Origin of the sequence: Actinomyces acetigenes, assembly GCF_031296635.1 — a bacterium.
Lineage (GTDB): Bacteria > Actinomycetota > Actinomycetes > Actinomycetales > Actinomycetaceae > Actinomyces > Actinomyces acetigenes.
This window is the reverse complement of sequence record NZ_JASPFC010000023.1, coordinates 1-23,717: the sequence shown is the minus strand read 5'-3', so window position 1 is coordinate 23,717 and position 23,717 is coordinate 1. Positions and strand designations below refer to the sequence as shown.

At 69.5% G+C, this 23,717-nt stretch carries 22 protein-coding genes and 1 pseudogene; 14 read left to right on the top strand and 9 right to left on the bottom strand.

Annotated features, from left to right (window positions below):
* Positions 1-4 precede the first annotated feature (4 nt).
* A complete protein-coding gene (sepH, locus tag RIV14_RS09630) occupies positions 5-1,465 on the bottom strand; it encodes a septation protein SepH (RefSeq protein WP_428978877.1) in 1,461 nt (486 codons plus the stop codon).
* A 338-nt stretch (positions 1,466-1,803) separates the two neighbouring features.
* Here sepH and RIV14_RS09625 point away from each other — a divergent pair, with 338 nt between their 5' ends.
* The 4 genes from RIV14_RS09625 to RIV14_RS09610 are packed head-to-tail and all read left to right on the top strand — an operon-like array spanning position 1,804 to position 4,041.
* Positions 1,804-2,109: a DUF4193 domain-containing protein gene (locus RIV14_RS09625; protein ID WP_004565030.1), complete on the top strand. Its 306-nt coding sequence runs from the start codon at positions 1,804-1,806 to the stop codon at positions 2,107-2,109.
* A gap of 27 nt (positions 2,110-2,136) precedes the next feature.
* Positions 2,137-2,844 (top strand): DUF3710 domain-containing protein, encoded by a 708-nt coding sequence (locus RIV14_RS09620; protein WP_075373473.1) that lies wholly within the window; start codon positions 2,137-2,139, stop codon positions 2,842-2,844.
* The gene (locus RIV14_RS09615; protein WP_075373474.1) at positions 2,845-3,222 is read left to right on the top strand and encodes an OB-fold nucleic acid binding domain-containing protein; all 378 of its coding nucleotides are present in this window, start codon (positions 2,845-2,847) and stop codon (positions 3,220-3,222) included.
* Positions 3,223-3,255: 33 nt separating this feature from the next.
* Positions 3,256-4,041 carry a DUF3159 domain-containing protein gene (locus RIV14_RS09610; RefSeq protein ID WP_075373475.1) on the top strand — a complete coding sequence of 262 codons (786 nt, stop codon included), beginning with the start codon at positions 3,256-3,258 and terminating at the stop codon, positions 4,039-4,041.
* A 12-nt stretch (positions 4,042-4,053) separates the two neighbouring features.
* Here RIV14_RS09610 and RIV14_RS09605 read toward each other — a convergent pair whose 3' ends face one another.
* On the bottom strand, positions 4,054-4,716 hold the full coding sequence (locus RIV14_RS09605; protein ID WP_004565026.1) for a potassium channel family protein: 663 nt from the start codon (positions 4,714-4,716) through the stop codon (positions 4,054-4,056).
* Positions 4,717-4,719: 3 nt separating this feature from the next.
* On the bottom strand, positions 4,720-5,343 hold the full coding sequence (locus RIV14_RS09600) for a potassium channel family protein (protein WP_256695097.1): 624 nt from the start codon (positions 5,341-5,343) through the stop codon (positions 4,720-4,722).
* Between the two features lie 91 nt (positions 5,344-5,434).
* Here RIV14_RS09600 and RIV14_RS09595 point away from each other — a divergent pair, with 91 nt between their 5' ends.
* The 3 genes from RIV14_RS09595 to acnA all read left to right on the top strand — a co-directional run bounded on the left by RIV14_RS09595 (position 5,435) and on the right by acnA (position 11,838).
* Positions 5,435-7,543 carry an APC family permease gene (locus RIV14_RS09595; protein WP_075373477.1) on the top strand — a complete coding sequence of 703 codons (2,109 nt, stop codon included), beginning with the start codon at positions 5,435-5,437 and terminating at the stop codon, positions 7,541-7,543.
* The gene (locus RIV14_RS09590) at positions 7,540-8,937 is read left to right on the top strand and encodes a class I SAM-dependent RNA methyltransferase (RefSeq protein ID WP_075373478.1); all 1,398 of its coding nucleotides are present in this window, start codon (positions 7,540-7,542) and stop codon (positions 8,935-8,937) included. The genes RIV14_RS09595 and RIV14_RS09590 overlap by 4 nt, the downstream gene beginning before the upstream one ends.
* 228 nt (positions 8,938-9,165) lie before the next feature.
* Positions 9,166-11,838, top strand: a complete 2,673-nt coding sequence (gene acnA / locus RIV14_RS09585; RefSeq protein WP_075373479.1) for an aconitate hydratase AcnA — start codon at positions 9,166-9,168, stop codon at positions 11,836-11,838.
* A 358-nt stretch (positions 11,839-12,196) separates the two neighbouring features.
* Here the strand turns inward: acnA and RIV14_RS09580 are convergent, their stop codons facing one another.
* A complete protein-coding gene (locus RIV14_RS09580; protein ID WP_075373481.1) occupies positions 12,197-12,658 on the bottom strand; it encodes a prevent-host-death protein in 462 nt (153 codons plus the stop codon).
* 369 nt (positions 12,659-13,027) lie between these two features.
* On the opposite strand from RIV14_RS09580, the gene RIV14_RS09575 reads away from it, so the two are divergent.
* Positions 13,028-14,479 (top strand): dihydrolipoyl dehydrogenase family protein, encoded by a 1,452-nt coding sequence (locus RIV14_RS09575; protein ID WP_075373482.1) that lies wholly within the window; start codon positions 13,028-13,030, stop codon positions 14,477-14,479.
* Between the two features lie 43 nt (positions 14,480-14,522).
* On the opposite strand, the gene RIV14_RS09570 is transcribed toward RIV14_RS09575, so the two are convergent.
* Both RIV14_RS09570 and RIV14_RS09565 read right to left on the bottom strand, forming a co-directional pair.
* Positions 14,523-15,116 carry a YbaK/EbsC family protein gene (locus RIV14_RS09570; RefSeq protein ID WP_075373483.1) on the bottom strand — a complete coding sequence of 198 codons (594 nt, stop codon included), beginning with the start codon at positions 15,114-15,116 and terminating at the stop codon, positions 14,523-14,525.
* A gap of 6 nt (positions 15,117-15,122) precedes the next feature.
* Positions 15,123-15,776 carry a GNAT family N-acetyltransferase gene (locus RIV14_RS09565; protein ID WP_075373496.1) on the bottom strand — a complete coding sequence of 218 codons (654 nt, stop codon included), beginning with the start codon at positions 15,774-15,776 and terminating at the stop codon, positions 15,123-15,125.
* A gap of 68 nt (positions 15,777-15,844) precedes the next feature.
* On the opposite strand from RIV14_RS09565, the gene RIV14_RS09560 reads away from it, so the two are divergent.
* On the top strand, positions 15,845-16,303 hold the full coding sequence (locus tag RIV14_RS09560; RefSeq protein ID WP_075373484.1) for a tRNA (cytidine(34)-2'-O)-methyltransferase: 459 nt from the start codon (positions 15,845-15,847) through the stop codon (positions 16,301-16,303).
* A gap of 23 nt (positions 16,304-16,326) precedes the next feature.
* Here RIV14_RS09560 and RIV14_RS09555 read toward each other — a convergent pair whose 3' ends face one another.
* Both RIV14_RS09555 and RIV14_RS09550 read right to left on the bottom strand, forming a co-directional pair.
* Complete coding sequence (locus RIV14_RS09555; protein WP_070661846.1) at positions 16,327-17,190, bottom strand: SDR family oxidoreductase; 864 nt, start codon at positions 17,188-17,190, stop codon at positions 16,327-16,329.
* Positions 17,187-17,762, bottom strand: a complete 576-nt coding sequence (locus tag RIV14_RS09550) for a YbhB/YbcL family Raf kinase inhibitor-like protein (protein WP_070661842.1) — start codon at positions 17,760-17,762, stop codon at positions 17,187-17,189. Before RIV14_RS09550 ends, RIV14_RS09555 begins: the two co-directional genes overlap by 4 nt.
* Positions 17,763-17,990: 228 nt before the next feature.
* On the opposite strand from RIV14_RS09550, the gene RIV14_RS09545 reads away from it, so the two are divergent.
* Positions 17,991-18,887 carry a hypothetical protein gene (locus tag RIV14_RS09545; RefSeq protein WP_075373485.1) on the top strand — a complete coding sequence of 299 codons (897 nt, stop codon included), beginning with the start codon at positions 17,991-17,993 and terminating at the stop codon, positions 18,885-18,887.
* The gene (locus RIV14_RS09540; RefSeq protein WP_075373486.1) at positions 18,884-20,584 is read left to right on the top strand and encodes a DNA polymerase Y family protein; all 1,701 of its coding nucleotides are present in this window, start codon (positions 18,884-18,886) and stop codon (positions 20,582-20,584) included. Before RIV14_RS09545 ends, RIV14_RS09540 begins: the two co-directional genes overlap by 4 nt.
* Here RIV14_RS09540 and RIV14_RS09535 read toward each other — a convergent pair.
* Complete coding sequence (locus RIV14_RS09535; RefSeq protein WP_075373487.1) at positions 20,549-21,292, bottom strand: phosphatase PAP2 family protein; 744 nt, start codon at positions 21,290-21,292, stop codon at positions 20,549-20,551. The genes RIV14_RS09540 and RIV14_RS09535 overlap by 36 nt on opposite strands.
* Positions 21,293-21,439: 147 nt before the next feature.
* On the opposite strand from RIV14_RS09535, the gene RIV14_RS09530 reads away from it, so the two are divergent.
* The 3 genes and pseudogenes from RIV14_RS09530 to RIV14_RS09520 all read left to right on the top strand — a co-directional run.
* Complete coding sequence (locus RIV14_RS09530; protein WP_075373488.1) at positions 21,440-22,087, top strand: thymidine kinase; 648 nt, start codon at positions 21,440-21,442, stop codon at positions 22,085-22,087.
* A 132-nt stretch (positions 22,088-22,219) separates the two neighbouring features.
* Positions 22,220-22,918, top strand: coding sequence for a SatD family protein (locus tag RIV14_RS09525; protein WP_075373489.1), 699 nt, complete (start codon positions 22,220-22,222; stop codon positions 22,916-22,918).
* 407 nt (positions 22,919-23,325) lie between these two features.
* Positions 23,326-23,717, top strand: a pseudogene (locus tag RIV14_RS09520) (hypothetical protein); the annotation flags it as partial.

The following is a 23,717-nucleotide window of genomic DNA, read 5'->3' as shown; positions in this document are numbered from 1 at the left end:
GGGGCTACTCGGGCCTGGCGCCGAAGACGATCTCGTCCCAGGAGGGCACGGAGCGCCGTGAGCGACGGCGGGACTTCTTCTTGGCCGGAGGTGTCCTGGGCATGTCGGGCAGGGGCTCCTGCGTACCGGCCGCAGAGGCGGCCGACGGGCCGGGGGAGGCCTTGGCCAGGACCTCGGAGCGCGAGGGCATGGGGATCTCCGGCACCGGCTCAGTGGGACTGTCCGCCCCCAACGGTGCCCGACGTCCCACAGGAATGCGCTCCACCGCGGGGCTCGGAGCCGACGGCGCCGCCGAGGGGGCGCTGGAGGCCGTCACCAGCCTGGTGCCGGCCGGGTGGTTGCCGGTGTGCAGGCGCCTGCGCTCCGACATCGAGTAGACCTGCGCGCTCAGACCCTCGGCCTGCTCCAAGGACTCATCGGTGGCCCTGGCACCGGCTTCGGCACGGCGCCCCTCCATGCCCCGGGCCGGGGGCGAGGGGACCTCGGGGCTCTCAGGGCTGCTGGTGTAGTCGATGCCGTGAGGGTCGGTGAAGGCGTCCTCGTCGCCGTTCCCCGCTCCCGCGAAGCCGCTCAGCTCGTCGTCCTGGGGCATCTCCACCTCGACGCGCCGGCCCCGGCTGGAGGCCAGGTCGGCCAGCAGCGCATCAGTGTCATCGGCCGACATGGCGCCACTGGTGGGGCGACCGTACTCCCGGACCGGAAGCATCCCGGAGGGCATCTCGACGGCCAGCCCGGTGGACTCGCCGGAGGCCGCAGCCGGGGCGGAGGCGGCCGAGACCGCGCCGCTGGCAGCTGAGCCCGCAGCCGCGGGGGAGTTCCCCGACTGCGCCGACGGCGCAGAGGCGGAGGCTCCGGGGGCCTTCGAATCCTGGTCGAAGACGGCCGGGCGCTTGGCCCCCGCTCCGGCCTCGGTGAGCCAGCGCGCCTCATCGTCCAGGGCGTGAACCGCGCGGGCCGTCAGGTCCAGTGACCAGCGCGCCTGCTTCTCCTCGGCGGACTGCACGAAGGTCACCATGATGAGCCAGGGGTCGCGGCCCTCGCGCAGCGCGTCCCACTCCAGGCTGGAAGGGTCGACACCGCGTGTGGCCAGCCGGTCCACCACCAGCTCGCCGAGCAGGGGGGAGTCCTTCTCCCAGCCGATCCGGCAGGACTGGGCCTGCGAGACGGCCCACTGGCGCTCGGCGAGTACCGGCCCCTCGAAACGGCGCACGTGCTCCACGTCCATACCCGTGCTGATCGCGACCTCGGCGGCGGTTGCGCCGGCGCGCATGTAGGCCTGGAGCTGCCGGGGGCGCAGGGGCGCCGGCGCCTCGGCGACCGTCCCCGACGGGGGCAGGATCGCTCCGCGGTCACGGCGCACCGCGGCCCTGAGGGCGTCGTCGACGACGATGCTGTAGCGCTCGCCGTCCTCGTCGGTCATGACAATCGTGTCACCGTTGGCACCCAGCAGCTCGAGCTCGACCATGGGTGGGGCCTCCTTCATCCCGTGTCAGCACTATATGCTCCACTGTGCCCCACAGCCTGCCATCCGCAGGCGCCGAGCCGTGGGAGGCGCAGCGGTGTGCCACATGTGAAGCAGGTGTGAATACCCTCGTGAAAACCCTCGGGGCGGACGCACTGAAAGCGAATCGTGTTCCTTCGTCGGGCGATTTGGCTTGACGGGCCACCTGGCGGTGCTATTGTGCGCGTGCCTTCCGGGACGGGGACGCTGAATCGTCGGCACGACGCCGGTGCGCGTGCACGGCTCGACTCCCGCCTTGCGAAGGTCACCCGAGAGCCGTCGACAGAAAGAGTGACGAGGCCATGGCGACCGACTACGACGCCCCGCGCAAGAATGATGACGAGCCCGAGGCCGATTCCATCGAAGAGCTGACCTCGCGGCAGAAGGACCAGTCATCCGCCGCGATCGAGGAGGACGAGAACGAGGCCGCCGAGGGCTTCGAGCTTCCCGGGGCGGACCTGTCCCGTGAGGAGCTGAGCGTTCACGTGGTTCCTCAGCTCGAGGACGAGTTCACCTGCTCGGAGTGCTTCCTCGTTCATCACCGCAGCCAGCTGGCCTTCGTCGACGAGGCGACCGGTCTTCCGGTGTGCGCAGACTGCGCCGGCTGATGTTCCCACCCAACTCAGGAGATCCCCATGGGACTGTTCTCGCGCCGTCGTGACGACGCAACCACCGATTCTGACGAGTCCACCTTCGGGCGCGACCCCGGCAGCGACGACCCCGACAAGGCCGCTGCCTCCGGCCCCTGGGACCTCAATGAGCTGCCCGAGGACCAGGAGGAGGTGCCCCGCATCGACCTGGGCGCGCTACAGGTCCCGGCCGTTGACGGGATGCAGCTGCGTCTGGAGCAGGCGCCCGACGGCACCGTCACCGCTGTTGTCCTGGCGCTGGGTGGCTCGGCGCTCGAGCTGCGGGCCTTTGCCGCGCCGCGCACCGCAGGCATCTGGGACGAGCTGCGCGGCGACATCGCCAACGAGCTCGCTGGAAACGGTGCCCGCTACGAGGAGAGCCACGGGGAGCACGGTACCGAGCTGGTCGCTCACCTGCCCATGCGCGGACCCGACGGCACGATGGTGACCGGCACGATCCGGTTCCTGGGGATCGACGGCCCCCGCTGGTTCCTGCGCGGCGTCCTCCAGGGACCGGCCGCCTCTTCCGAGCACTCCGCTCAGGCGCTGCGGGAGGTGCTGCGCGGAATCGTCGTCGTCCGCGACGGCCAGGCCCGTCCGCCCCGCGAGATCCTGCCCCTGCACGCGCCCGGAGCCGTGACCGGCCCCGAGGCCGAGGAGCTGCCCGGCATCGACCCGCTGGCGCCCGGCCCGACCATCTCCGAAGTGCGTTAAATGGGGGCGCTGTCGGCCTGGGTGAAGCGGCACTACGAATCGCTGCACACCAGTCGCGAGCTCCTCGAGGCCGAGGACGAGGAGCGCTCCGCCAGCCGGCGGGGCACCGATCCGATCGGCTCGCTGACCTCGCGTCAGCGGACCCGTGTCTCCGGTGTGCTGCAGGCGGTCACCTACCGCTCGAGCCAGGACAAGCCCATCCTCGTCGGGCAGCTCTACGACGGCACCGGCAGCATCGACCTGGTGTGGTGGGGCCGGCGACGCATCCCCGGTATCAAGCCGGGGGTCCATCTCCTCGCTGAGGGGCGGGTCGCCGACGGCACCCACCGCCAGCAGATCCATAACCCCGCCTATCGCCTGCTGGGGCCGGGGCAGTAGCAACCGGCAGCCACCTGCGGGAAGGACCATCGAATGAGCAGCCGTTCCACGGGAACCACCCGTACGGGCCTGGGAGCCATCGACTCCGAGCGCTTCGACGCCATGGCCGCCGTGGGCGGGTGGCGCGGCATCCTCGAGTCGGTCGTGCCTACTCTCATGTTCGTCCTGGTCATCGCGGTGCGGCCCACCGCACTGGTGGCGGCGCTGATCGCCTCCCTGGCCATCAGCGCCATCTGCCTCGTGGCCCGCCTGGTGCAGCGCCAGTCTCCGGTTCAGGTCGTCGGCGGGGTCGTGCTGGTCCTGGTCTCGGCCCTGTGGGCCTGGCGCAGCGGCGACGCCTCCAACTTCTACGCCACCGGCCTCATGATCAACGCGGCCTGGCTGGTCGCCTGCCTGGTCTCCCTGCTCATCGGCTGGCCGATCGTGGGCGCCCTCATGACGCTGTGGCATCGCGTCACCGACGAGTCTGACCGCAGTGATAGTGATGAGGACAGCGGCGCGAGCAAGGACTCGGGCAGCGCTCAGGCGCCGCAGGCCGACGACGATCCCGCCCCACGACCCTCGGCCTGGCGCACCGAGCCGGCCCTGCGCCTTGTCCGGCGCCGCTACCACGCAGGCACCTGGGTCCTGACGCTCATGTTCGCCCTGCGGCTCGTCGTCGAGGTGCCCCTCTACCTGGCCGGCGCCCAGGCCGTGTCCTACCTCGGGGTGGCCCGCCTCATCCTGGGCGTGCCGCTGTACGCCGTGACCCTGTGGTTCATCTGGCTGCTGGTGGCCCCCAGCCGGATCGCCCAGGCCCAGGCTCTTGCTCAGCGGTAGCGCCGCCCAGCGTCACGTGAAGATGAGGGGCAGCTCCTTCAGGCTGGACTCTCCCTCCCGAGCCGTGAGGAAGATGAGCTCATCGCCGCGCTCGAAGCGCTCGTCGCGGTCCGGTGTGATGGGGCGGTAGTCGCGCAGAATCGCCGCCAGCACCGTGTGGGGCGGCAGCTCGATGTCGGTGACGAGCTCGCCGATGACCGGTGAGTCCTCCGGCAGGGTCAGCTCGTGCATGGAGGCGCCCGACTGGTGGAAGTGGAAGATGCTCACCAGGCTGCCGACACTGACGGCCTCCTCCACCAGGGCCGTCATGAAGCGCGGGGTCGACACGGCCACGTCCACACCCCAGGTCTCATCAAAGAGCCACTCGCTCTTGGGATTGTTGACGCGCGCGACCGTACGGGGAACCCCGTACTCGGTCTTGGCCAGCAGGGAGATGACCAGGTTGGCCTTGTCATCCCCGGTGGCGGCCACAATGACGTCGCAGGTCTCGGCCCCGGCGCGCTCCAGGGCGTCAATGTCGCAGGCGTCGGCCAGCTGCCAGTCGGCCTGCGGGACCGAGGCGATGCGCATGGCCTCGGTGGAACGGTCAACGAGGGTGACCTCGTGGCCGTGGCTGATGAGCTCGCGGGCGATGGAACGGCCCACGGATCCGGCTCCGGCGATCACGATCTGCATGGCTCAGGCCTCCTGGGTCGGGGCGTGTGACAGGGCTCGGCGGACCTGACCGATACGGTCGGTGCTCACCGCCAGGTGCAGCCGGTCGTGCTCCTGGATGACGGTGACGGCCTCGGGCAGCAGCGCCGTGGCATCACGCGAGATCCAGGCCACCCGCACACTCAGTCGGTCCTCCAGGGCCCCGATCGTCGTGCCGACCCACTGCGGGGAGGCGCTGGGCTGGATGAGAGCCACCGTGCCCGAGGGATCCTCGAGCTCGCGGGCGCTGGAGCTCGGCAGGATGCGGCGCATCATCTGGTCAGCCGTCTGACGCACGGTGGCCACTGTGGGGATGCCCAGGCGCTCGTAGACGTCGGCTCGCCGCGAGTCGTAGATCCGGGCGACGACGTTGTCCACGCCGAAGCTCTCCCGGGCCACGCGCGCAGCCACGATGTTGGAGTTGTCCCCGTTGGAGACGGCCACGAAGGCGTAGGCCTCGTCGATGCCCGCCTGCTCCAGGGCGTCGCGGTCGTAACCGACCCCTTTGACCTTGCGGCCGTTGAAGTCCGAGGGCAGGCGGCGGAAGGAGTCCGAGGAGCGGTCAATGACGGACACCGAGTGTCCCATACGGTCGAGCTGAACAGCCATGGACGCTCCGACGCGGCCACAGCCCATGATGACGAAGTGCACGAGGAAGACGGTACTCCGTTGTCGGGCCAGGGACGTAACATCTGGAGACGTGCGTGACTTCGCAGACCGCATCAAGCGGCTTCTCGTCGGCCGTCCTGTCCCCAGCGGAGCCCTGGGGGAGACGCTCCTACCCAAGAGGATCGCCCTTCCGGTATTCGCCTCCGACGCCCTGTCGTCCGTGGGCTACGCCCCCGATGAGGTGCTCATCACCCTGGCCGTGGCCGGCGTCGCCGCGATCTCCCTGTCCCCGTGGGTCGCCCTGGCCGTCGTCGGCGTCCTGGTCGTGGTCGTGGCCTCCTACCGCCAGACTGTCCACGCCTATCCTTCAGGCGGCGGCGACTACGAGGTGGTCTCGGCCAACCTCGGCTCCCACGCCGGTCTCCTGGTGGCCTCGGCCCTGCTGAGTGACTATGTCCTGACCGTCGCGGTCTCAGTGTCCTCGGGCACCTCCTACCTCGCGGCCGCCCTGCCCGCCCTGGTCCCCTACAAGGTGGAGATCGCCGTCGCGGTCGTCACCGTCCTGGCTGTGCTCAACATGCGCGGCTCGCGCGAGTCAGGCCGGGCCTTTGCCATTCCCACCTACCTGTACATGGGTGTCATCGGCATCATGGCCGTCGTCGGCTTCATCCAGGAGCTGACCGGGACCCTTGGGCGGGCCGAGTCCGCCGGCTTCGACGTCGTCACCCACGCCGGCTGGGAGCAGGGCCTGACTGGCCTGGCCGGAGGCTTCCTGGTCCTGCGGGCCTTCTCCTCGGGGTGCGCGGCCCTGACCGGTGTGGAGGCGATCTCCAACGGCGTGCCCAGCTTCCAGCGCCCCAAGTCCCGCAACGCCGCCACCACGCTGCTGCTCCTGGGTGGAATCGCCGCGCTGATGCTCATGAGCGTCATCCACCTGGCCGGCGCCGTCGGCGTGCGCATGGTGGAGGATCCGGCCCACCAGCTCCTGCGCAACGGCGTCCCGGTCGGGGACAGCTATCACCAGGACCCCGCGATCGGACAGATCGCCGCGACCGTCTTCTCCGGCTTCCGCCCGATGTTCTACCTGGTCGCCACCGTCACCGGGCTGATTCTGGTCCTGGCCGCCAACACCGCCTTCAACGGGTTCCCGGTCCTGGCCAGCGTCCTGGCTCGTGACGAGTTCCTGCCCCGCCAGCTCTCCCAGCGCGGCGACCGCCTGGCCTTCTCCAACGGCATCATCGTCCTGTGGCTGGGGGCTGTGGCCTTCCTCATCGGCTTCGCGGCCAACACGACCCGCCTCATCCAGCTCTACATCGTGGGCGTGTTCATCTCCTTCACGCTCTCCCAGGTGGGCATGGTGCGTCACTGGACGCGCGAGCTGACCATCGCCACCGAGCCGCGGGCCCGCTCACGCATGTACCGCGCCCGCATCATTAACTCCATCGGCGTGCTGGGCACCGGGACGGTCCTGGTCATCGTCCTGCTCACCAAGCTCACCCGAGGAGCCTGGATCACCCTGACGATCATGGCGCTGCTCTACCTGGTGATGAACCGGATCCGTCGCCACTACCGCAGAGTCAGCGAGGAAGTGGCCATCTCCGACCTCCACGACGCCCGCGTCCTGCCGGCCCACGTCCACGCCATCGTCCTGGCCTCCCGCCTTCACCAGCCCACGCTGCGGGCCCTGACCTACGCCCAGTCGACCCACCCCACCGTCCTGGAGGCCCTGACGGTGGACACCGGTGACGGCGGCGCCGAGCGCCTCCTGGACGCCTGGGAGGAGGCCGACATCGCCGTGCCCTTGACGGTCCTGGACTCCCCCTACCGGGACATCACCCGCCCGGTCATCAACTATGTGCGCTCGGTGCGCCGTGAGTCCCCCCGCGACCTCGTCGTCGTCTTCCTGCCCGAGTACATCGTGCGCCACTGGTGGGAGCAGATCCTCCACAACCAGACCGCCCTGCGCCTCAAGACGGTCCTGCTGTTCACCCCCGGCGTCGTCGTGGCCTCCGTACCCTGGCAGCTGGGACTGCCCGGACAGCGGCACATCCACCACGGTGTGCGCGCCCGCACCGCTGAGGGCATCATTGACGCCGACGTCGCCATGCGCCGTCACGTCGACAGCCACCTCAGCCACCTCGACCAGCACAGCAGCTCCAGCACTGGCGGCGTCGATGCAGACCCCCAGGAGAATCGATGACCTCCCAGCCCAGCAGGATCGGAGAACAGCCCGCCCCCAGCCGTGGCGAGCCGCGCGAGCTGACCCTGGCGGTGGGGGCGCCGGCACACGGCGGACACTGCGTGGCCCGCCCCGTGGACGATCCGGGCGGCCGGGTCATCTTCGTGCGCCACGCCCTGCCCGGTGAGACGGTGCGGGCCCGCCTGACCGAGATGACCTCGCGGACCTGGCGTGCCGACGCCGTTGAGATCCTCCAGGCCTCCCCGGACCGCGTCGAGTCCGTCTGGCCCGAGGCCGGTCCGGCGGGCGTGGGTGGGGGAGAGCTCGCCCACGTGGCCCTGGACGCCCAGCGCACCTGGAAGCGCTGGGTCCTGGCCGACTGCCTGCGCCGGATCGGTGGGCAGGAGGCGGCCGATGCCGTCGCCGCCCTGCCCGAGGCCTCCGGCGCAGCCGCAGTGCCGGTCGAGCCCATGCCCACTGACGCCGCGGCTCAGGCCTCCAGCAGCGCCCGCCGGCGCGCCCTGGCCGGAACCGCCACCCGCACCCGCATCAGCCTGATGGTCAGCGAGGACGGCAGGCCCGGCATGCACGCCTTCCGCTCCGGGACGGTCCTGCCCCTGCGCCGCTTACCCCTGGCAGTTGGCGCCATCACCGAGATCGGACTGCTGGAGCGCTCCCGCTGGCGCGCCCACTACCGGCCCGGCATGCGCATCGAGGCCATCGCCCCCAGCGGCGGCGAGCCCGTCGTCCTGCTCGACGAGCGGCTCCTGACCGCCCAGGCCCGCAGCACCGGACGGCGCCGAGTCCGGGAGGTCGTGGACGCCTCCGCGCTAGGACTGGGGGAGCTGACCTACTCCGTCCACGCCGAGGGCTTCTGGCAGGTGCACGTCGACGCCCCACGGATGCTGGTCGAGCGCGTCGTGCGAGGCGCCCTGGGGGAGGACCTCGAAGGCGCCGCGGGCAGTCGCGTCCTGGAGCTCTACTCGGGGGCCGGCCTGTTCACCCTGCCGCTGGCCGCCCTGGTGGGGGACAGTGGTCAGGTCCTGTCCCTGGAGGGCAATGAGCAGGCAGTTCGCGACGCCCGCCGCACACTGCACGACCACCCCGCCGCACGTCTGGCGTCGGGCCGTGTGAGCGCCCGCTCGGTGCGTGAGCTCGCCGGCTCCTTCAAAGGCGGCCGCCCCGACGTCGTCGTCCTCGATCCGCCGAGGCAGGGGGCCGGGCGCGAGGTCGTCGAGGCCGTCGGCGCTCTGGGAGCCGAGCGGATCGTCCTGGTGGCCTGCGACCCGGCGGCCCTGGCCCGGGACCTGGGAACCCTCCTGCGAGCCGGCTATGCGCTGGGCTCCATGAGCGCGCTGGACATGTTCCCGCACACTCACCACTTCGAGACGATCGCGGTGCTTGAGCGCCCCTGAGCGGGGTTGCGTGCGGCCGGTGTCACCAAAAGTGTTCCCCGGGTGCCCGCCCGCCCACCGGGTTTGGACAGGTATCCCTACGTATTGACAACGGATGACACGCCGTGGACTACGGTCCACACCGGAGCATCCGCGCAGCCCTCCGCCTGGCTGTCGCCACGCGTCCGCGTGACAGGCCTGAGGCGGTGCAGGAGGCCGGAACGGTACGACAACTGGAAGTGAGCCCCGGTGACCAGCCTCAACACCTTCGCCTCGCGCAGCACCCTCGACGTCGACGGCCGCGACTACGAGATTTTCCGCCTCGACGCCGTCCCCGGCCTGGAACGTCTGCCCTACAGCCTCAAGGTGCTGGCCGAGAACCTGCTGCGCACCGAGGACGGCGCCAACATCACCGCCGACCACGTGCGCGCCCTGGCCGCCTGGGACCCGGCCGCCGAGCCCGACACGGAGATCCAGTTCACCCCGGCCCGTGTCGTCATGCAGGACTTCACGGGTGTGCCCTGCATCGTGGACCTCGCCACCATGCGCGAGGCGGTCGCCGACCTCGGTGGTGACCCCGAGGTCATCAACCCCCTCAACCCCGCCGAGATGGTCATCGACCACTCCGTGCAGATCGACTCCTTCGGCCTGCCCGGATCCCTGGAGCGCAACAAGGAGCGCGAGTATGAGCGCAACGCCGAGCGCTACCAGTTCCTGCGCTGGGGGCAGGGGGCGCTGTCCAACTTCCGCGTCGTCCCGCCGGGCACCGGCATCGTCCACCAGGTCAACATCGAGTACCTGGCCCGCATCGTCTTCACCCACGAGGCCGACGGCGTCACCCAGGCCTACCCCGACACCTGCGTGGGCACCGACTCCCACACCACCATGGTCAACGGCCTGGGTGTCCTGGGCTGGGGCGTTGGCGGCATCGAGGCTGAGGCCGCCATGCTGGGCCAGCCCGTCTCCATGCTCATCCCCAAGGTCGTGGGCTTCAAGCTCTCCGGTGCCATCCCCGCCGGCGCCACCGCCACCGACGTGGTCCTGACCATCACCGAGATGCTGCGCGCCCACGGCGTGGTGGGCAAGTTCGTCGAGTTCTACGGCGAGGGCGTCGCCGAGGTGCCGCTGGCCAACCGCGCCACCATCGGCAACATGAGCCCCGAGTTCGGCTCCACCGCCGCGATCTTCCCGATCGACGAGGTCACCCTGGACTACCTGCGCCTGACCGGCCGCTCCGAGGAGCGCGTGCGCCTCGTGGAGGCCTACACCAAGGCCCAGGGCATGTGGCACGATCCGTCCCGCGAGCCCGTCTACTCCGAGTACCTCGAGCTGGACCTGTCCACCGTGGTGCCCTCGATCGCCGGCCCCAAGCGCCCCCAGGACCGCATCGTCCTGTCACGGGCCAAGGAGTCCTTCCAGGAGGTCCTGCCCACCTACGCCTCCCAGCCCTCCAAGCCGACGCCGGTGACCCTGGCCGACGGCACCACCACCGAGCTCGACCACGGGCACGTCGCCATCGCCTCGATCACCTCGTGCACCAACACCTCCAACCCCTCGGTGATGATGGCCGCCGGGCTGCTGGCCCGTAACGCCGTCGCCCGGGGCCTGCGCTCCAAGCCCTGGGTGAAGACCTCCACCGCTCCGGGCAGCCAGGTCGTCACCGACTACTACGAGAAGGCCGGGCTGTGGCCCGCCCTCAACGAGCTGGGCTTCAACGTCGTCGGCTACGGCTGCGCCACCTGCATCGGCAACTCCGGACCCCTGCCGGCCGAGGTCTCCCAGGCGGTCAACGACGCCGACCTCGCCGTCGTCTCGGTGCTCTCAGGCAACCGCAACTTCGAGGGGCGCATCAACCCCGATGTCAAGATGAACTACCTGGCCTCCCCGCCCCTGGTCATCGCCTACGCCCTGGCCGGGACCATGGACATCGACTTCGCCACCGAGCCCCTGGGTCAGGACCCCGAGGGTCGCGACGTCTTCCTGTCAGACATCTGGCCCGACCCCACCGAGGTTCAGGCCGTCATCGACGCCACCATCGACCGCGAGATGTACACGCGCGACTACGCCGACGTCTTCGCCGGTGACGAGCGCTGGCAGGGCCTGGACACCCCCGAGGGGGACACCTTCGCCTGGGACGAGGAGTCCACCTACGTGCGCAAGGCCCCCTTCTTCGAGGGCCTGTCCATGGAGCTCACTCCGGTCACCGACATCAAGGACGCCCGGGTGCTCGCCCTGCTGGGAGACTCGGTGACCACCGACCACATCTCCCCGGCCGGCGCCATCAAGGCCGACTCCCCGGCCGGGCGCTACCTGGCCGAGCACGGCGTGGCCCGCGCGGACTTCAACTCCTACGGCTCGCGCCGCGGCAACCACGAGGTCATGATCCGCGGCACCTTCGCCAACATCCGACTGCGCAACCGGCTGCTCGACGGCGTCGAGGGCGGCTACACCCGCAACTTCTTCACCGGCGAGCAGGAGTCGATCTTCGACGCCTCCCAGGCCTACCAGGCCGCCGGCATCCCGTTGGTGGTCCTGGGCGGCAAGGAGTACGGCTCGGGCTCCTCACGCGACTGGGCGGCCAAGGGCACGGCCCTGCTGGGCGTCAAGGCCGTCATCGCCGAATCCTTCGAGCGCATCCACCGCTCCAACTTGATCGGCATGGGCGTGGTGCCCCTCCAGTTCCCGGCGGGTCAGAGCGCCGAGTCGCTCGGCCTGGACGGCACCGAGACCTTCTCCATCACAGGCCTGACCGCGCTCAACGAGGGCACCACCCCGCGCACCGTCGCGGTCAAGGTACAGAGGGCCGACGGCTCGGTCATTTCCTTCGACGCCGTCGTGCGCATCGACACCCCCGGCGAGGCCGACTACTTCCGCCACGGCGGCATCCTGCAGTACGTGCTGCGCCAGCTCGCCAGCTCCTGAGTGGGTCGACGGGACTACTTGGTTTCGTTGGGGTGAGCGGTGTGAACCTGCTCCAGGTAGACGGTATTGCCGTCGATATAGAACCAGATGCGGGCAGTGCCCTTGGCAGTAGGTTTGTGCTGCCATCGCTGAAAAGTGCGACCACCCCGGGTTACCGCACGTAGGGACCCCTCTAGAGGGTAATTGGTCGGGGTCATCGTGAGAGGTGAGTGAGTCAGGAAGTCCCAGGTGTCGCTCATGGGATTCCTCATGGTGGCTACCAGGTCACGCCACCCTTTCTCGGACTGCTTCGTGGCGAACTTCAGGAGGTACTCCGACTTTTTCGTCGGCCGTGGAACGAGGCTCTCCTTGGACATGATCAGGGTCGGTTGACGACTGCTTCATCATCGTCGTCGAGCCACTCGACCGGATGTGGGCTCAGACCCGCAGCGATTGCCGCGGCTGTCTCGCGCCAGCTGGTCAACTTGGTGATCGCCAGGTGCGGCTGGAGTGTTGAGAAGGAGGCTCGCGCTGCGTCGATGAGGTCGCGGGCGCACTGTTCTTGATCCTGAGGCGTCAGTGCATACATCCACGGGTATCGGCTGGCCATCCGGTCAGTGAGTGGGCCATCCTCAAGGGACACCGTGATGAGGGTGGCGGCGATGTTCAAGAGCTCATTGCGAGCGTCTGCCTCGCGCTGAGACATGAGGACGAGGGATTCCCCATCGCGGCGGGTCACAGTGACGGGGTGGTTCTCCGCCTCGGCGAAGACCTCGGCCGAATGCTTGCTCAGGTCGGATGAGCGGCGCACAGCTGGGGGGGAATCAACGGTGAGTGCCATACGAACATGCTATTCGGATCCTATTCGGAAGTCTAGTGGTCGCTTCCAGTGCGTTGGTCGACCGTCGTCCACGGGGGATTCGCCATGGATGCGCCCATTGACGTGAGTTTTGCCACGCTCGTCGACTCCCTGGATGCCGCCCTGGTCGCTCTCGGCGAGCAGGAGGGCGACCAGGTATCAGTGAGGACGAAAGGATAAGTCGCCTCAATGACCGGTTGGGAGAGGCGACAGCTGCGTGAGGCTCCCCCGGGTGCTGTCGGCGATCCGCCGAGGACGCCTGCCATCGCCCCGGAATAGCGGCCCTGCGCTTCCCGTTGCCCTGGCGTTCAGATCACGCCGAGCGGCGACCGCCGAAGGAGATGCGCACCCATGACCCAGTCCACCGTCAACAGCGACGCCACCAACCAGACAGACGTCCCGGTCGAGGAGGTCGACCTTCTCGTCGTCGGAGGCGGCAAGGCCGGCAAGTCCCTGGCGATGCTGCGCGCCAAGGCCGGCGACAAGGTCGTCATGGTGGAGCGGGACAAGGTGGGCGGCACCTGCATCAACGTCGCCTGCATCCCCACCAAGACCCTCATCTCCGCCGCCCGCGTCCTCCATGAGGTCCAGGGCTCGCAGGCCTACGGCGTCACCCTGCCCGAGCAGGACGGCGGCGCCGACGCCCTGGCCCAGGCCCGCATCGAGCTGGCCGCCTTCCGCGCCCGCAAGGAGGCCGTCGTGGGCGGCATGGTGACCGCCCACGAGAAGATGTTCCCCGCCTCCGGCATGGACTTCGTCAAGGGCACCGCCCGCTTCGTGGGGGAGCGCACCGTCGAGATCGCCCTGAACGACGGCGGCCTGCGGCGCGTGCGCGGCGCCAAGGTCCTCATCAACACCGGCACCACGCCGTCGGTCCCCCCGATCGAGGGCCTGTCCGACGTGCGCTACTGGACCAGCGAGGACCTGCTCACCCTGCCCGAGCTGCCCAGTAGCCTCATCGTCCTGGGCGGCGGCGTCATCGGCGTCGAGATGGCCTCCCTCATGGGGCTCCTCGGTGTCCCGGTCACCATCGTCCACGCCGGGCCGCACATCCTGGACCGCGAGGACGAGGACGTCGCCGCTGAGGTAACCGCCGGCCTGGAGGCCCTGGGGGTCACGGTCCTGACTGGTGCACTCGCCTCGAAGGTCGCCGCCGCGGCCGACGGGAACGGTGTCGTCGTCACCACCGCCGACGGGCATGAGGTGAGCGGATCCCACCTGCTCGTCGCCCTGGGCCGCACCCCCGTCACCGCCGGCCTCGGCCTGGAGACCGCGGGCGTGGAGCTGACCGAGCGCGGCTTCGTGCGCGTCGACGACCACCTGCGCACCACCGCCGAGAACGTCTACGCCGCCGGTGACGTGGCCGGCACGCCCCAGTTCACCCACGCCTCCTGGAACGACTTCCGCGTCCTGCGCGACCTCTTCGCCGGCAAGGAGGCCTCCACCACCGGCCGCCTCATCCCGTGGGCCGTCTTCACCACGCCCGAGCTCGGGCACGTGGGTTTGAGCGAGGCCGAGGCCCGCGAGGCCGGCTACGAGGTACGCGTCGCCAAGACCCCGACGGCGGCCGTCCCGCGCGCCAAGACCCTGGGCCGCACCGAGGGATTCTTCAAGGTCATCATCGACGCCCGCACCGACCTCATCCTGGGCGCCGCCATCATCGGCGCCGAGGCCAGTGAGGTCGTCACCAGCATCCAGATGGCGATGCTGGGTGACCTGACGTGGCAGCAGGTGCGCGACGCCGTCATCACCCACCCCACCATGAGCGAGGGACTCAACATCGTCCTGGACTCCCTGGGCTGAGAGCCTGAGGACTGGCCCCGCCTGAACGGTGAGACAGACCCGCTCAGGCGGGGCGTACCCCCAGGTTCTCGACGCGCTCGGCCCCCGGCAGCGCCACCAGCAGCACTCCGGGCACCAGGAGCTTGGAGTGGCGCACGCCCGAGCCGATGAGCACCGTGGCCCGGTCCGCCACAGCGCCGTCGACGAAGAGGCGCCAGTCCTCGGGCAGGCCGACCGGGGTGATCCCGCCGTACTCCATGCCACTCATCTCCATGGCCCGCTCCACCGGCAGGAACGAGGCCTTGCGCACGTCAATGCGCTTCTTGACGACGTGGTTGACGTCGGCGAAGTCGGTGGCACGCACGACGCAGGCGGCGATGCGCTCCTGGCCGGTGCGCTTACCGGCCACGAGCACGCAGTTCCCGGTCGCCTCAGGATCCAGGGAGTAGTGCGCGTTGAGGGCGTCGGTGTCGGAGTGGGACGGGTCAATGGGCACCACCTGCGCCTGACGCGCCAGGCCCGCGCCCTCGGGCGAGGCCGCCTCCAGCGCTCGCAGCGCGGCGGCCACGGGCTCAGCGAGCAGGTCAGTACGCTCCAGCGCCGGCTGCCAGCCGATCTCCGCGGCAAAGACCTCAGCCGGATCACGCAGCTCAGTCATTCCTTCTCATCCTTTCGACGACGTCGAGCGCCTCTCGATGCGCTCGGCCAGACGGGTCCTGACCCCGGGCCACTGCTGCGGGGTGATGGAGAACATGGCCGTGTCGCGCGGGCGCCCTTCCTCGCCGGGTGCCAGGGAGGGCTGCCAGGCGTGCAGGACCCCCTCGAAGGTCGCCCCCAGGGCCGCGATCGCGCCGCGAGCCACCTGGTTACGCGCATCGGTCTTGATGTCCACGCGGTCCACGCCCCACTCCTCAAAAGCCTGCGTGAGCAGCAGGAGCTTGGCGGCCGGGTTGATGGCGGTGCCGCGAACAGTGGGGGAGAGCCAGGAGGAGCCGACCTCGACGGCGAAGAGCCTCCCGTCCGGCATCCACCGGGGCGTCAGGTAGGCGGTATGCCCGACGACGCGGCCGGTGGCGAGCTCCACCTGGGCGAACGGTGCGTAGGTGCCCGTGTCCCGACGGGCCAGGCTACGAGCCACGTAGTCCCCGACCGTCCCCGGTGTCGGCACCATGGCGAAGGGGCTGGTCGCAGCCCCCTCGGCGGCCAGCTGCAGTCCCGGCACGTGCTCGGGTGTCAGCGGCTCCAGACGCACGATGTCGCCGGCCAGTACGCCACAGGTGAGGACGGGGGAAGGGACATGCGACTCAGTGGTGCTCATGGTGTCGATCATGACAGCAGGAGCACGGACGTCGTCGGGATGCCTCAGCATGTGGTCTTATTGTCCTCGTGCTGCACGTCATCTTCTTCTCCCCGCGCATCCCGGGCAACACTGGGGCGGCGATCCGCCTGAGCGCCAATACCGGCTCCATGCTCCACCTCGTGGATCCCCTGTTCGACATGGACGATGCCAAGCTGCGCCGCGCCGGCCTGGACTACCACGACCTGGCCAACACGCGCGTCCACGCCACCTGGCAGGAGTGCCTCGAGCAGGTCCCTGGACGCATCTTCGCCTTCACCTCCCACACCGAGCGCCTCTACACCCAGGTCGACTGGCGCGGTGACGACGCCCTCCTGTTCGGCCCTGAGCCCACCGGCCTGCCCCAGGAGATCCTTAACCACCCGCGGGTGAGTGCCCACTTGCGCATCCCCATGGTGGAGGGCAACCGCTCCCTCAACCTGGCCAACTCGGCCGCCATCGGCCTGTACGAGGCCTGGCGGTCCCTGGGCTTCGTCGGCGGAGCCTGAGCCCGCGCCTGAGCCGCGCCTTGTCAGAGCATGCCGGCGGGGCGGATCGCCAGGTCCTCCACGACCGCGTCCATCGGGGTGTTGACGGCCAGGCGCACGGCCGCGGCCACCGACTGCGGCGCCATATGATCCGCAGCCCGGTAGGCGGGGGTGGCCATGATCCCCTCGGTGCGCAGGCGCGCTGCATTGAAGGCGTGCAACCGCTCCTGCATGGGGGTGTCCACCCGGCCCGGGTAGATCGAGGTGACCCGCACCTTGCCCGCCTCCTCCTGGCGCAGCGTGTCAGCCAGGGACTTCAGCCCCGCCTTGGAGGCGGAGTAGAGGGCATTGCCCGAACGTGGGTTCACTCCGGCACCGGAGTTGATGAACACCGTCAACCCGCGCGCCTCCCGCAGCGCCGGCAGCAGCAAGCTCGTCAGGTACGCCGTCGCCACCAGGTTGAGGTTCAGAACCGCCCGCCAGCGCGTGGGCGTGATCTTGTCAACGGTGCCAGGTGCCTCCATGCCGGCGCTGTGCACCAGCACGTCGAGGCTCTCGATATCGATCCGGCTGACCAGCCTGGCCAGGGCCGTGTCGTCGGTCAGGTCGACCGGGCAGATGAGAACGGCCGTCTGGGACTCCTCCTCCAGCGCGAGCGCCAGCTCCTCCAGGTCATTGACGGAGCGGGCCAGCAGGATGAGGTTGTGGTCCCGGGCCAGGTCCCTGGCCACAGCCAGTCCGATCCCAGAGGTCGCCCCGGTGATCAGGGCAATGGGGCGGCGCTGATGGCGGCCGGAACCGGCGCGCGTGAAACCGTGAGCGGGGGTGAAAGGGACGGACTCCCCCTGACGGCGACGCCGGCCCGCCTTAGAGGACGAGGCATCGACCTGGGCAATCTGTGGGCTCACTGGCCGTCCCTGAGGAAGGCGGCGGCCCCGGGCTCCCCGGGCACGGAGTAGGTGGCGGTCAGCGTGGCCCGGGCGATGCAGTGCGGCACCAGGGTGAAGGCCGCCATGGCGGGACTTGCCTCGTCATCCAGCCCCAGAGTGTCCACGTCCAGGGCGGAGACGGTGAAGACGTAGCGGTGGTCGCCGTCGCCCGCCGGCGGGTAGGGACCGAACCAGGCATGGTCGCCCGAGTCCCCGGCCAGGTGGAAGGCGGCGCCGTCGAGCTGAAGGTCGCTGGCCCCCGCACCCCGCTCCAGCGAGGTGACCGAGGCGTCCAGATCCACGATGGTCCAGTGCCACCAGCCCGACATGGTCGGAGCATCCGGGTCGAAGCAGGACACGACGAAGGACTGTGTCTGCTCGGGAAAACCCGACCAGCTCAAGGCGGGGGAGATGTTGTCATGGATGCCGGTGAAGATGTCCGGGATCCGCCCCTGCTCGGTCAGGTCCGCAGAGGTCAGCGTGAAGGAGGGAACCGAGGGCAGGAGGCCGGTAGGGGCCGGCGGGCGAGGGCGAGTGAGGTCGGCTGTCATAGGTGTACCTCCAGGCAGGTGATGGATAGGGAAGGTGGCCTTCCATGAGGGCACAGCCCCAACTGTAGACGCCCCTGCGCAGACCCGTCCCTGTGGATCTCCTGTGGGGGAGCTCCGTGGGCTCGTCGCACCCTGAGGCCCCCTCGTTGCCTACGCCCCCGATTGATGTCGCAGCGCAGCGCTATCCTGAAACCCATCCATCGAACATACGTACAGAGAGGGGGTGTCATGAGAGCCTCGACCACGCGCACGCCATCGGAGGCCCAGAACCGCCTCAACCGGGCCCGCCTCGCCCTGAGACTGGCCGAGGAACGCACCGGACTGCGCGACTCAGCAGCCCTGACGGTGCAGCGCGCCCTGTCCTCGGCATCAACCAGCGCCCTGCTGAGCACATCAGCCGACTCGCCTCCAGCCGCATCCCCCGCATTCCCCACGGCGCTCTCGGCCTGCCAGGACTCCGGCGTCCTCACCCTCCACGGATCCGCCACCCTCCTCCTGGCCGCCCTCGCCCTGCGCCAGGGCGCCGCCGGCTGGTGCGGCGTCATCGGGGGAGACGAGCTGGGCTGGTGCGCAGCCACTGAGGTCGGCCTCGACCTCAACCGGGTCCTCACCGTTCCAGCGCCCCTCCTCGACGACACCTCCATCCTGACGGTCACCTCCACTCTGCTCGACGGCGTCGACACCCTCCTCATCGGCGCCACCGTCGCCGAAGGGCTGCGCCCCCAGCACCGCAGACGCCTGCTGTCCCGGGCGCGTGAACGCGGCCACCTCATCCTGACCCCCGCCCGCTGGGAAGGCGCCCGCATCCTCCAAGCCGCCCCCTTGGCCCCTGACGCCGGAACCAAGGACACGCCTCCCGCCAAGATCCCGGTGGAGACTCCCGCACAGCCCTCCACCGACGGCGTCGTCATCCCCATCGGGCGAGGTACCTCACCTGCCCCAGTGCGAGCCATCGAGATGCCGGCAGGCTACCTGCGACGCCTCACCTGGACCCTGACCGACCCGCAGCGCCCACGGCTCGCCGCTACCGAAGAGCTCACGCTCTCACTGTCCGCCGAAGGGCTGCGCACAGGCTCCCGCAACGCCGTCGTCTCGGCCCCCAACCCACAGGAGGCAGCCGGATGAACCCGCCACCACCTACCCCGCCGCCCGGACCTCCCGCCTCCAGGCTCGTGGCCATCTGGGTCCCCGACTGGCCCGTCGTCGCCCTCACCATGGAGGCCCGCCAGCAGCGCCGACACCCCCGAGCGCGCCAAGGAGCCCCTCATCTGCTGGACCCGGCCACCGAGCCCGTCGCCGTCGTCGGCGCTCGCGGAGTCCTCGCCGCCTCAGCCCCGGCCCGACGTGCCGGCATCACCGCCGGTATGCGACTGCGCACCGCCCGCTCCCTGTGCCCCGAGCTCACCGTCCTGCCTCCCCAGGAGGAGCGCCAGGCCCGAGCTTTTGAAACCGTCATGGAGACCCTCACCTCCCTCCTGGCGGACCCCATGGTGGCTCGTCCTGGGCTGGCCCTGTCCGGGGCCAGAGGACCCGCCGCCTGGATCGGCGGAGAAGAACCCCTCGCCTCAGCCCTCGTGGAGACCGTCACCCAGGAGGCCGACGTCGAGTGCCAGGTCGGCATCGCCGACTCCCTGTCCGGAGCCGTCCTGGCCGCCCGCCAGGGCATCATCGTCGAACCTGGCCGGACCCCGGAGTTCCTCGCCCCCTGGCCCCTGGGGGCACTCCTGACCTGCCTGCCCCTCAGCCGCCTGAGGCACGACGCCCGCCCCCTGCTGGAGACCTTCGCCCGACTCGGCCTGCGCACCTTGGCGGACCTGGCTGCCCTGCCCCGAAAAGACGTCACCGCCCGCTTCGGCCCCCTGGGGAGCAGGCTCCACCACCTGGCCTCCGGCACCCACCACGAGGCCCCCGCTATGCCCCGGCCAGCCCAGGACATCACCGTCGCCTCCGAGCTCGACCCTCCCGTCGAGCGCGCGGACACCGCAGCCTTCGCCGCCCGGCACCTCGCCGAGAACCTGGCGGCCCGCCTCCTGTCCGCAGGACTCTCCGCCGGACGCCTCTGCGTTGCCGCCCGCTGCGAGGACGGCACCGACCTGTCCCGGACTTGGATGCTGGAGGCCACCCCCACCCCCACCGAGCTCACCGACCGCGTGCGCTGGCAGCTCGAGGGATGGCTCTCCGGACGCTCCGGGCGCCCACCCTCCTCCGGCCTGGCCCACCTGAGCCTGACAGCCCTCGAGCTGAGCCCGGCCGCGACCTCCCAGGCGGGACTGTGGCAAGCGCCGGGCCACCAAGCCCAGACGCGCGCACGCCGTGCCGCCGAGCGCGTGGAGTCACTCCTCGGAGCCGGAAGCGTCCAGGTCCCCCGGGCTGTTCCCGGGCGCGACCCGCGCTCGCGGGTGCGCATGATCCCCTGGGGGGAGAGCGAAGGTGTTGGTGAGTCCACGGGTGGTGAACCGGCGCCCTGGAGCGGCGCTCTGCCCGAGCCCTCACCCTCCGTCGTCCTGCTCCGGCCGGTCCCCGTGCGCCTCACCGACGTTCAGGGGAGAGAGCTCGGCGTCGACATCCACGGTCAGCTCGACGGCGTCCCCGGCTTCCTCAGCGTCGGTGACGGCTCAGGTGGTGTTGACGAGGGTGCTGTGGGGACTTCCTCCCAGATGGAGTCCGTGCTCCTGTGGGCCGGGCCCTGGCCGGTCGACGAGGGCTGGTGGACCACGTGCGGGCCTTCGCGTCGCGCCTACCTCCAGGTGGTCACCGACGTCGGACCGCCCCGCCTGCTGGTGCGATCAGGCCAGTGGTGGCTCGATGCCCTCTACTCCTGAGGAGTTGTCCGATGGCGTGGCCGCAAGGGATGGGGGCTGGCGCCGTCGTCCCTTCAGCCACAGAAGAGCCAGTGTCACCAGGCACAGCCAGGCCAGCCCCAGGGACCAGCCGGCCAGGACGTCGGTCATCCAGTGGTAGCCCAGGTAGACACGGGAGGTTCCCACCAGCAGAGTCGCCCCCGCCGCCGTCATGATCGCCAAGGTCCGGTACAGGGCCGCCGCAGTGGATGCCAGAACCATCCCCGCCAGCAGGCCGGCGAAGACGGCTGTGTTGAAGGAGTGCCCCGAGGGGAAGGAGGTGGTCGAGGCGGGGGCGCCCAGAAGGGTGTCGGTCGAGGGACGTGCACGCCTGAAAATCTCTTTAAGCGCCACCGTCAACAGGCTGGAACCGACCATCGTGAGGCTCAGGACCAGTGCGCGCACGCGGCTGCCTCGCATGAAGAGGAGGACGGCACAGATCGCGGTCAGGATCGTCAGCCCCACAGTGGAGCCCAGGGCAGTGAACACCTGCATGATGATGGTCAGAGCCGGGTGACGCTCATCCACGGCCCAGGTGGTGACGCTCTGGTCATGAGGCGCCAGCCCCGTCCCGGAGCTCGTGGTCAGAGCCAGCCAGGAGAACAGCGACAGCGCGATGACGGCGGTCGCGGCCAGCGTGCCCGCTTGCCTGGTGCGCCAGGTGTGAGGCAGGTGGTCGAGTGAGAGCATGAGGGGGAGGCTATCCGGGCTGGTCTGGATGAGGCTATGCGTGCGCCATGGGGAGGCTGAACGGCGTCGTCACGTCTTGCCCGCGCCCAGGGCGCTCGGCGGGTAGCATCCGGCCCGAGTGATTCGACCCGGCTCAGGAGGACCCGCGTGGCCAAGCTCTACTTCCGCTACGGCGCCATGAACTCCGGTAAGTCCACGGGGCTGCTCCAGACCGCCTACAACTACGAGGAGCGCGATCAACGTGTCCTGCTCCTCAAGGCGGTGGTCGACACCAGAGGTGAGGACTCAGTGGTCTCCCGGCTCGGGGTGTCGCGCCGCGTCGACCTCCTCGTCGACACCGACGATGATCTGCGCGCCCTGGTGCACCGGCGGGCCCTGAGCGGTGCGCAGCTCGCCCGCGACGAGGGTGGTGCACTGCGGGAGGCGGTGCCCTTGCGTGAGGTTCTTGACTGCGTGCTCGTCGACGAGGCTCAGTTCCTCACGGCTCTTCAGGTGGATCAGCTCATGGAGATCGCGCTGGTCGATGACGTGCCTGTCCTGGCCTACGGGATCCGCACCGACTTCCGCACAGTCAGCTTTCCCGGGTCGCGCAGGCTGCTGGAGATCGCCCACTCCCTGGAAGAGCTCAAGACCATCTGCCGCTGCGGACGCAAGGCCATCTTCAATGCCCGCAAGGTGGGGGAGTCCTTCGTCTTCGACGGCGATCAGGTGGCCATCGACTCCGGGGACGTCACGTACGAGTCGCTGTGCGGCCAGTGCTACCTCGCCGCCGGTGGGAGGCTTCCCGGCCGGTGAGCCGTGCTCCGGGACTGAGCTTGTGTCGGCGGGAGTACAAGGCTGACCGAGGGGGACGGTTGGAGCGAGAGGTCAGCCCCTGTTCCGAGATGTTCCTTGTATTTTGGGTATTACAAGCATTATCGTGAAACTGTGAATGTCTCCTACGCACTTATCGCAGACATCATCCGCTCGCGCGAGCTCCCTGATCGCAGGCGTGCTCAGCGCGTCATCCACGAGACTCTGGACCGAGCCGCTGAAGGGCTGGCGCTGACACAACGCCCGTACGCCACGGTCGGCGATGAGCTGCAGGCGGTCTCGGCGGCCCTCTCCGACGCACTCGCCCTCACTTTGCGCACGCACCTCCTCCTGCCTGAAGGCTTGGGCTTGCGCTTCGGTATCGGCGCCGGAACGATCTCCGAGATTGAGGGCGCGGCGGGAAGTAGTGCGGACGGCGCGTCGGTGCGTCTGATCCAGGACGGCTCGGCATGGTGGGCCGCACGCGAGGCCATCGAGAAGGCGCACCATCTCCAGGACGAGGGGAGGTCCTTCATTCACACCTGGCTGCGCATCCATCCGGATGCGGTCAGCGGATCCGGGGGGGAGTGGGGCGAGCATGAGAGGTTCGTCAACTCCATCCTCATCCTGCGTGACCAGGCGATATTCCGCTTTCAGCCCCGTCAGCGCCGCATCATGGCCGGGCTCCTCATGGGGATGACCCAGATTGAGATCGCCCGTCAGGAGAAGGTGAGTCAGCAAGCCGTCTCTGAATTCGCTCGCAGTGCCGGAGCCTCCTTGCTGGAGGTTCAAAAGCTTCTTGACGGGTTGAGTGGGGGAGGTGAAGGAGAATGACGGCCCTACTCCTTCTTCTGCTTGCCTCCGCCTCCGTGGTTGATGGCTCCGACCGGGTGAGTGGAAGGTTGTCCCGGATGTCCGTCGGGGCGAGGCTGCTGGTGGGAGTATCTGCAGTCGTTGCTCTTGGTGTCCTGGTCGGGTGGCCCGTTCTTCATCTTGGGGCGGGAGGCGTCGTCGTCAGCGTCCTGGTAGCTACTGCGTGGCTGTGCTGCGGTCTGGTTTCACGGGCCTGGTGGGAGAAGTCGTTGAGAGTCCGCCAGCGGGAGCGGGTGGGACAGGGGACCTCCGAGGCTGGTGCGGATCAGCTGGAACCGCTTGTCCGTCTTGCCTGCGCGGGGCTGTTGCTCCTCGCCGTGGCGCTCTGCGTCGTCGTGTCTCAGCCGCTTGGGTCTCGGGCTGCCAAGATGAGCGCCGTCGTCGGAGTCGTTGTCCTTCTGGCTGTTCCCGCCAATCGAGTCGTCGCCGACATTCTTGCTGTTGCTCGCCACTCCTCGCAGGGGAGCGGAAAGATCGTTGTCACTGGTTGTGAGCCTTCACAGGAGAGCGGGAAGCAGGATGAGGCGGGGATCTCGATGCGCGGCGGTCGCTGGATCGGTCCGCTTGAGCGAATCCTCATTCTCCTGCTCGCCTCCGTTGAAGCGCCCGCTGCTATTGCCGCAATTGTTGCCGCCAAAGGTGTGATCCGATTTCCCGAGATCAGTCAGGATAAAGCGGGGCAAAAGGCTGAGGAGTTCCTCGTCGGCTCCTTCGCCTCCTGGATCCTGGCGGTCTTGGGTGCTGTAACTATTCACCTCGC

Bases quoted from the DNA above. Each gene is read 5' to 3' on its own strand.
- sepH (WP_428978877.1), bottom strand. From the start codon at position 1,465: ATGGTCGAGCTCGAGCTGCTGGGTGCCAACGGTGACACGATTGTCATG.
- RIV14_RS09625 (WP_004565030.1), top strand. From the start codon at position 1,804: ATGGCGACCGACTACGACGCCCCGCGCAAGAATGATGACGAGCCCGAG.
- RIV14_RS09620 (WP_075373473.1), top strand. From the start codon at position 2,137: ATGGGACTGTTCTCGCGCCGTCGTGACGACGCAACCACCGATTCTGAC.
- RIV14_RS09615 (WP_075373474.1), top strand. From the start codon at position 2,845: ATGGGGGCGCTGTCGGCCTGGGTGAAGCGGCACTACGAATCGCTGCAC.
- RIV14_RS09610 (WP_075373475.1), top strand. From the start codon at position 3,256: ATGAGCAGCCGTTCCACGGGAACCACCCGTACGGGCCTGGGAGCCATC.
- RIV14_RS09605 (WP_004565026.1), bottom strand. From the start codon at position 4,716: ATGCAGATCGTGATCGCCGGAGCCGGATCCGTGGGCCGTTCCATCGCC.
- RIV14_RS09600 (WP_256695097.1), bottom strand. From the start codon at position 5,343: ATGGCTGTTCAGCTCGACCGTATGGGACACTCGGTGTCCGTCATTGAC.
- RIV14_RS09590 (WP_075373478.1), top strand. From the start codon at position 7,540: ATGACCTCCCAGCCCAGCAGGATCGGAGAACAGCCCGCCCCCAGCCGT.
- RIV14_RS09580 (WP_075373481.1), bottom strand. From the start codon at position 12,658: ATGGCACTCACCGTTGATTCCCCCCCAGCTGTGCGCCGCTCATCCGAC.
- RIV14_RS09575 (WP_075373482.1), top strand. From the start codon at position 13,028: ATGACCCAGTCCACCGTCAACAGCGACGCCACCAACCAGACAGACGTC.
- RIV14_RS09570 (WP_075373483.1), bottom strand. From the start codon at position 15,116: ATGACTGAGCTGCGTGATCCGGCTGAGGTCTTTGCCGCGGAGATCGGC.
- RIV14_RS09565 (WP_075373496.1), bottom strand. From the start codon at position 15,776: ATGAGCACCACTGAGTCGCATGTCCCTTCCCCCGTCCTCACCTGTGGC.
- RIV14_RS09550 (WP_070661842.1), bottom strand. From the start codon at position 17,762: ATGACAGCCGACCTCACTCGCCCTCGCCCGCCGGCCCCTACCGGCCTC.
- RIV14_RS09545 (WP_075373485.1), top strand. From the start codon at position 17,991: ATGAGAGCCTCGACCACGCGCACGCCATCGGAGGCCCAGAACCGCCTC.
- RIV14_RS09540 (WP_075373486.1), top strand. From the start codon at position 18,884: ATGAACCCGCCACCACCTACCCCGCCGCCCGGACCTCCCGCCTCCAGG.
- RIV14_RS09535 (WP_075373487.1), bottom strand. From the start codon at position 21,292: ATGCTCTCACTCGACCACCTGCCTCACACCTGGCGCACCAGGCAAGCG.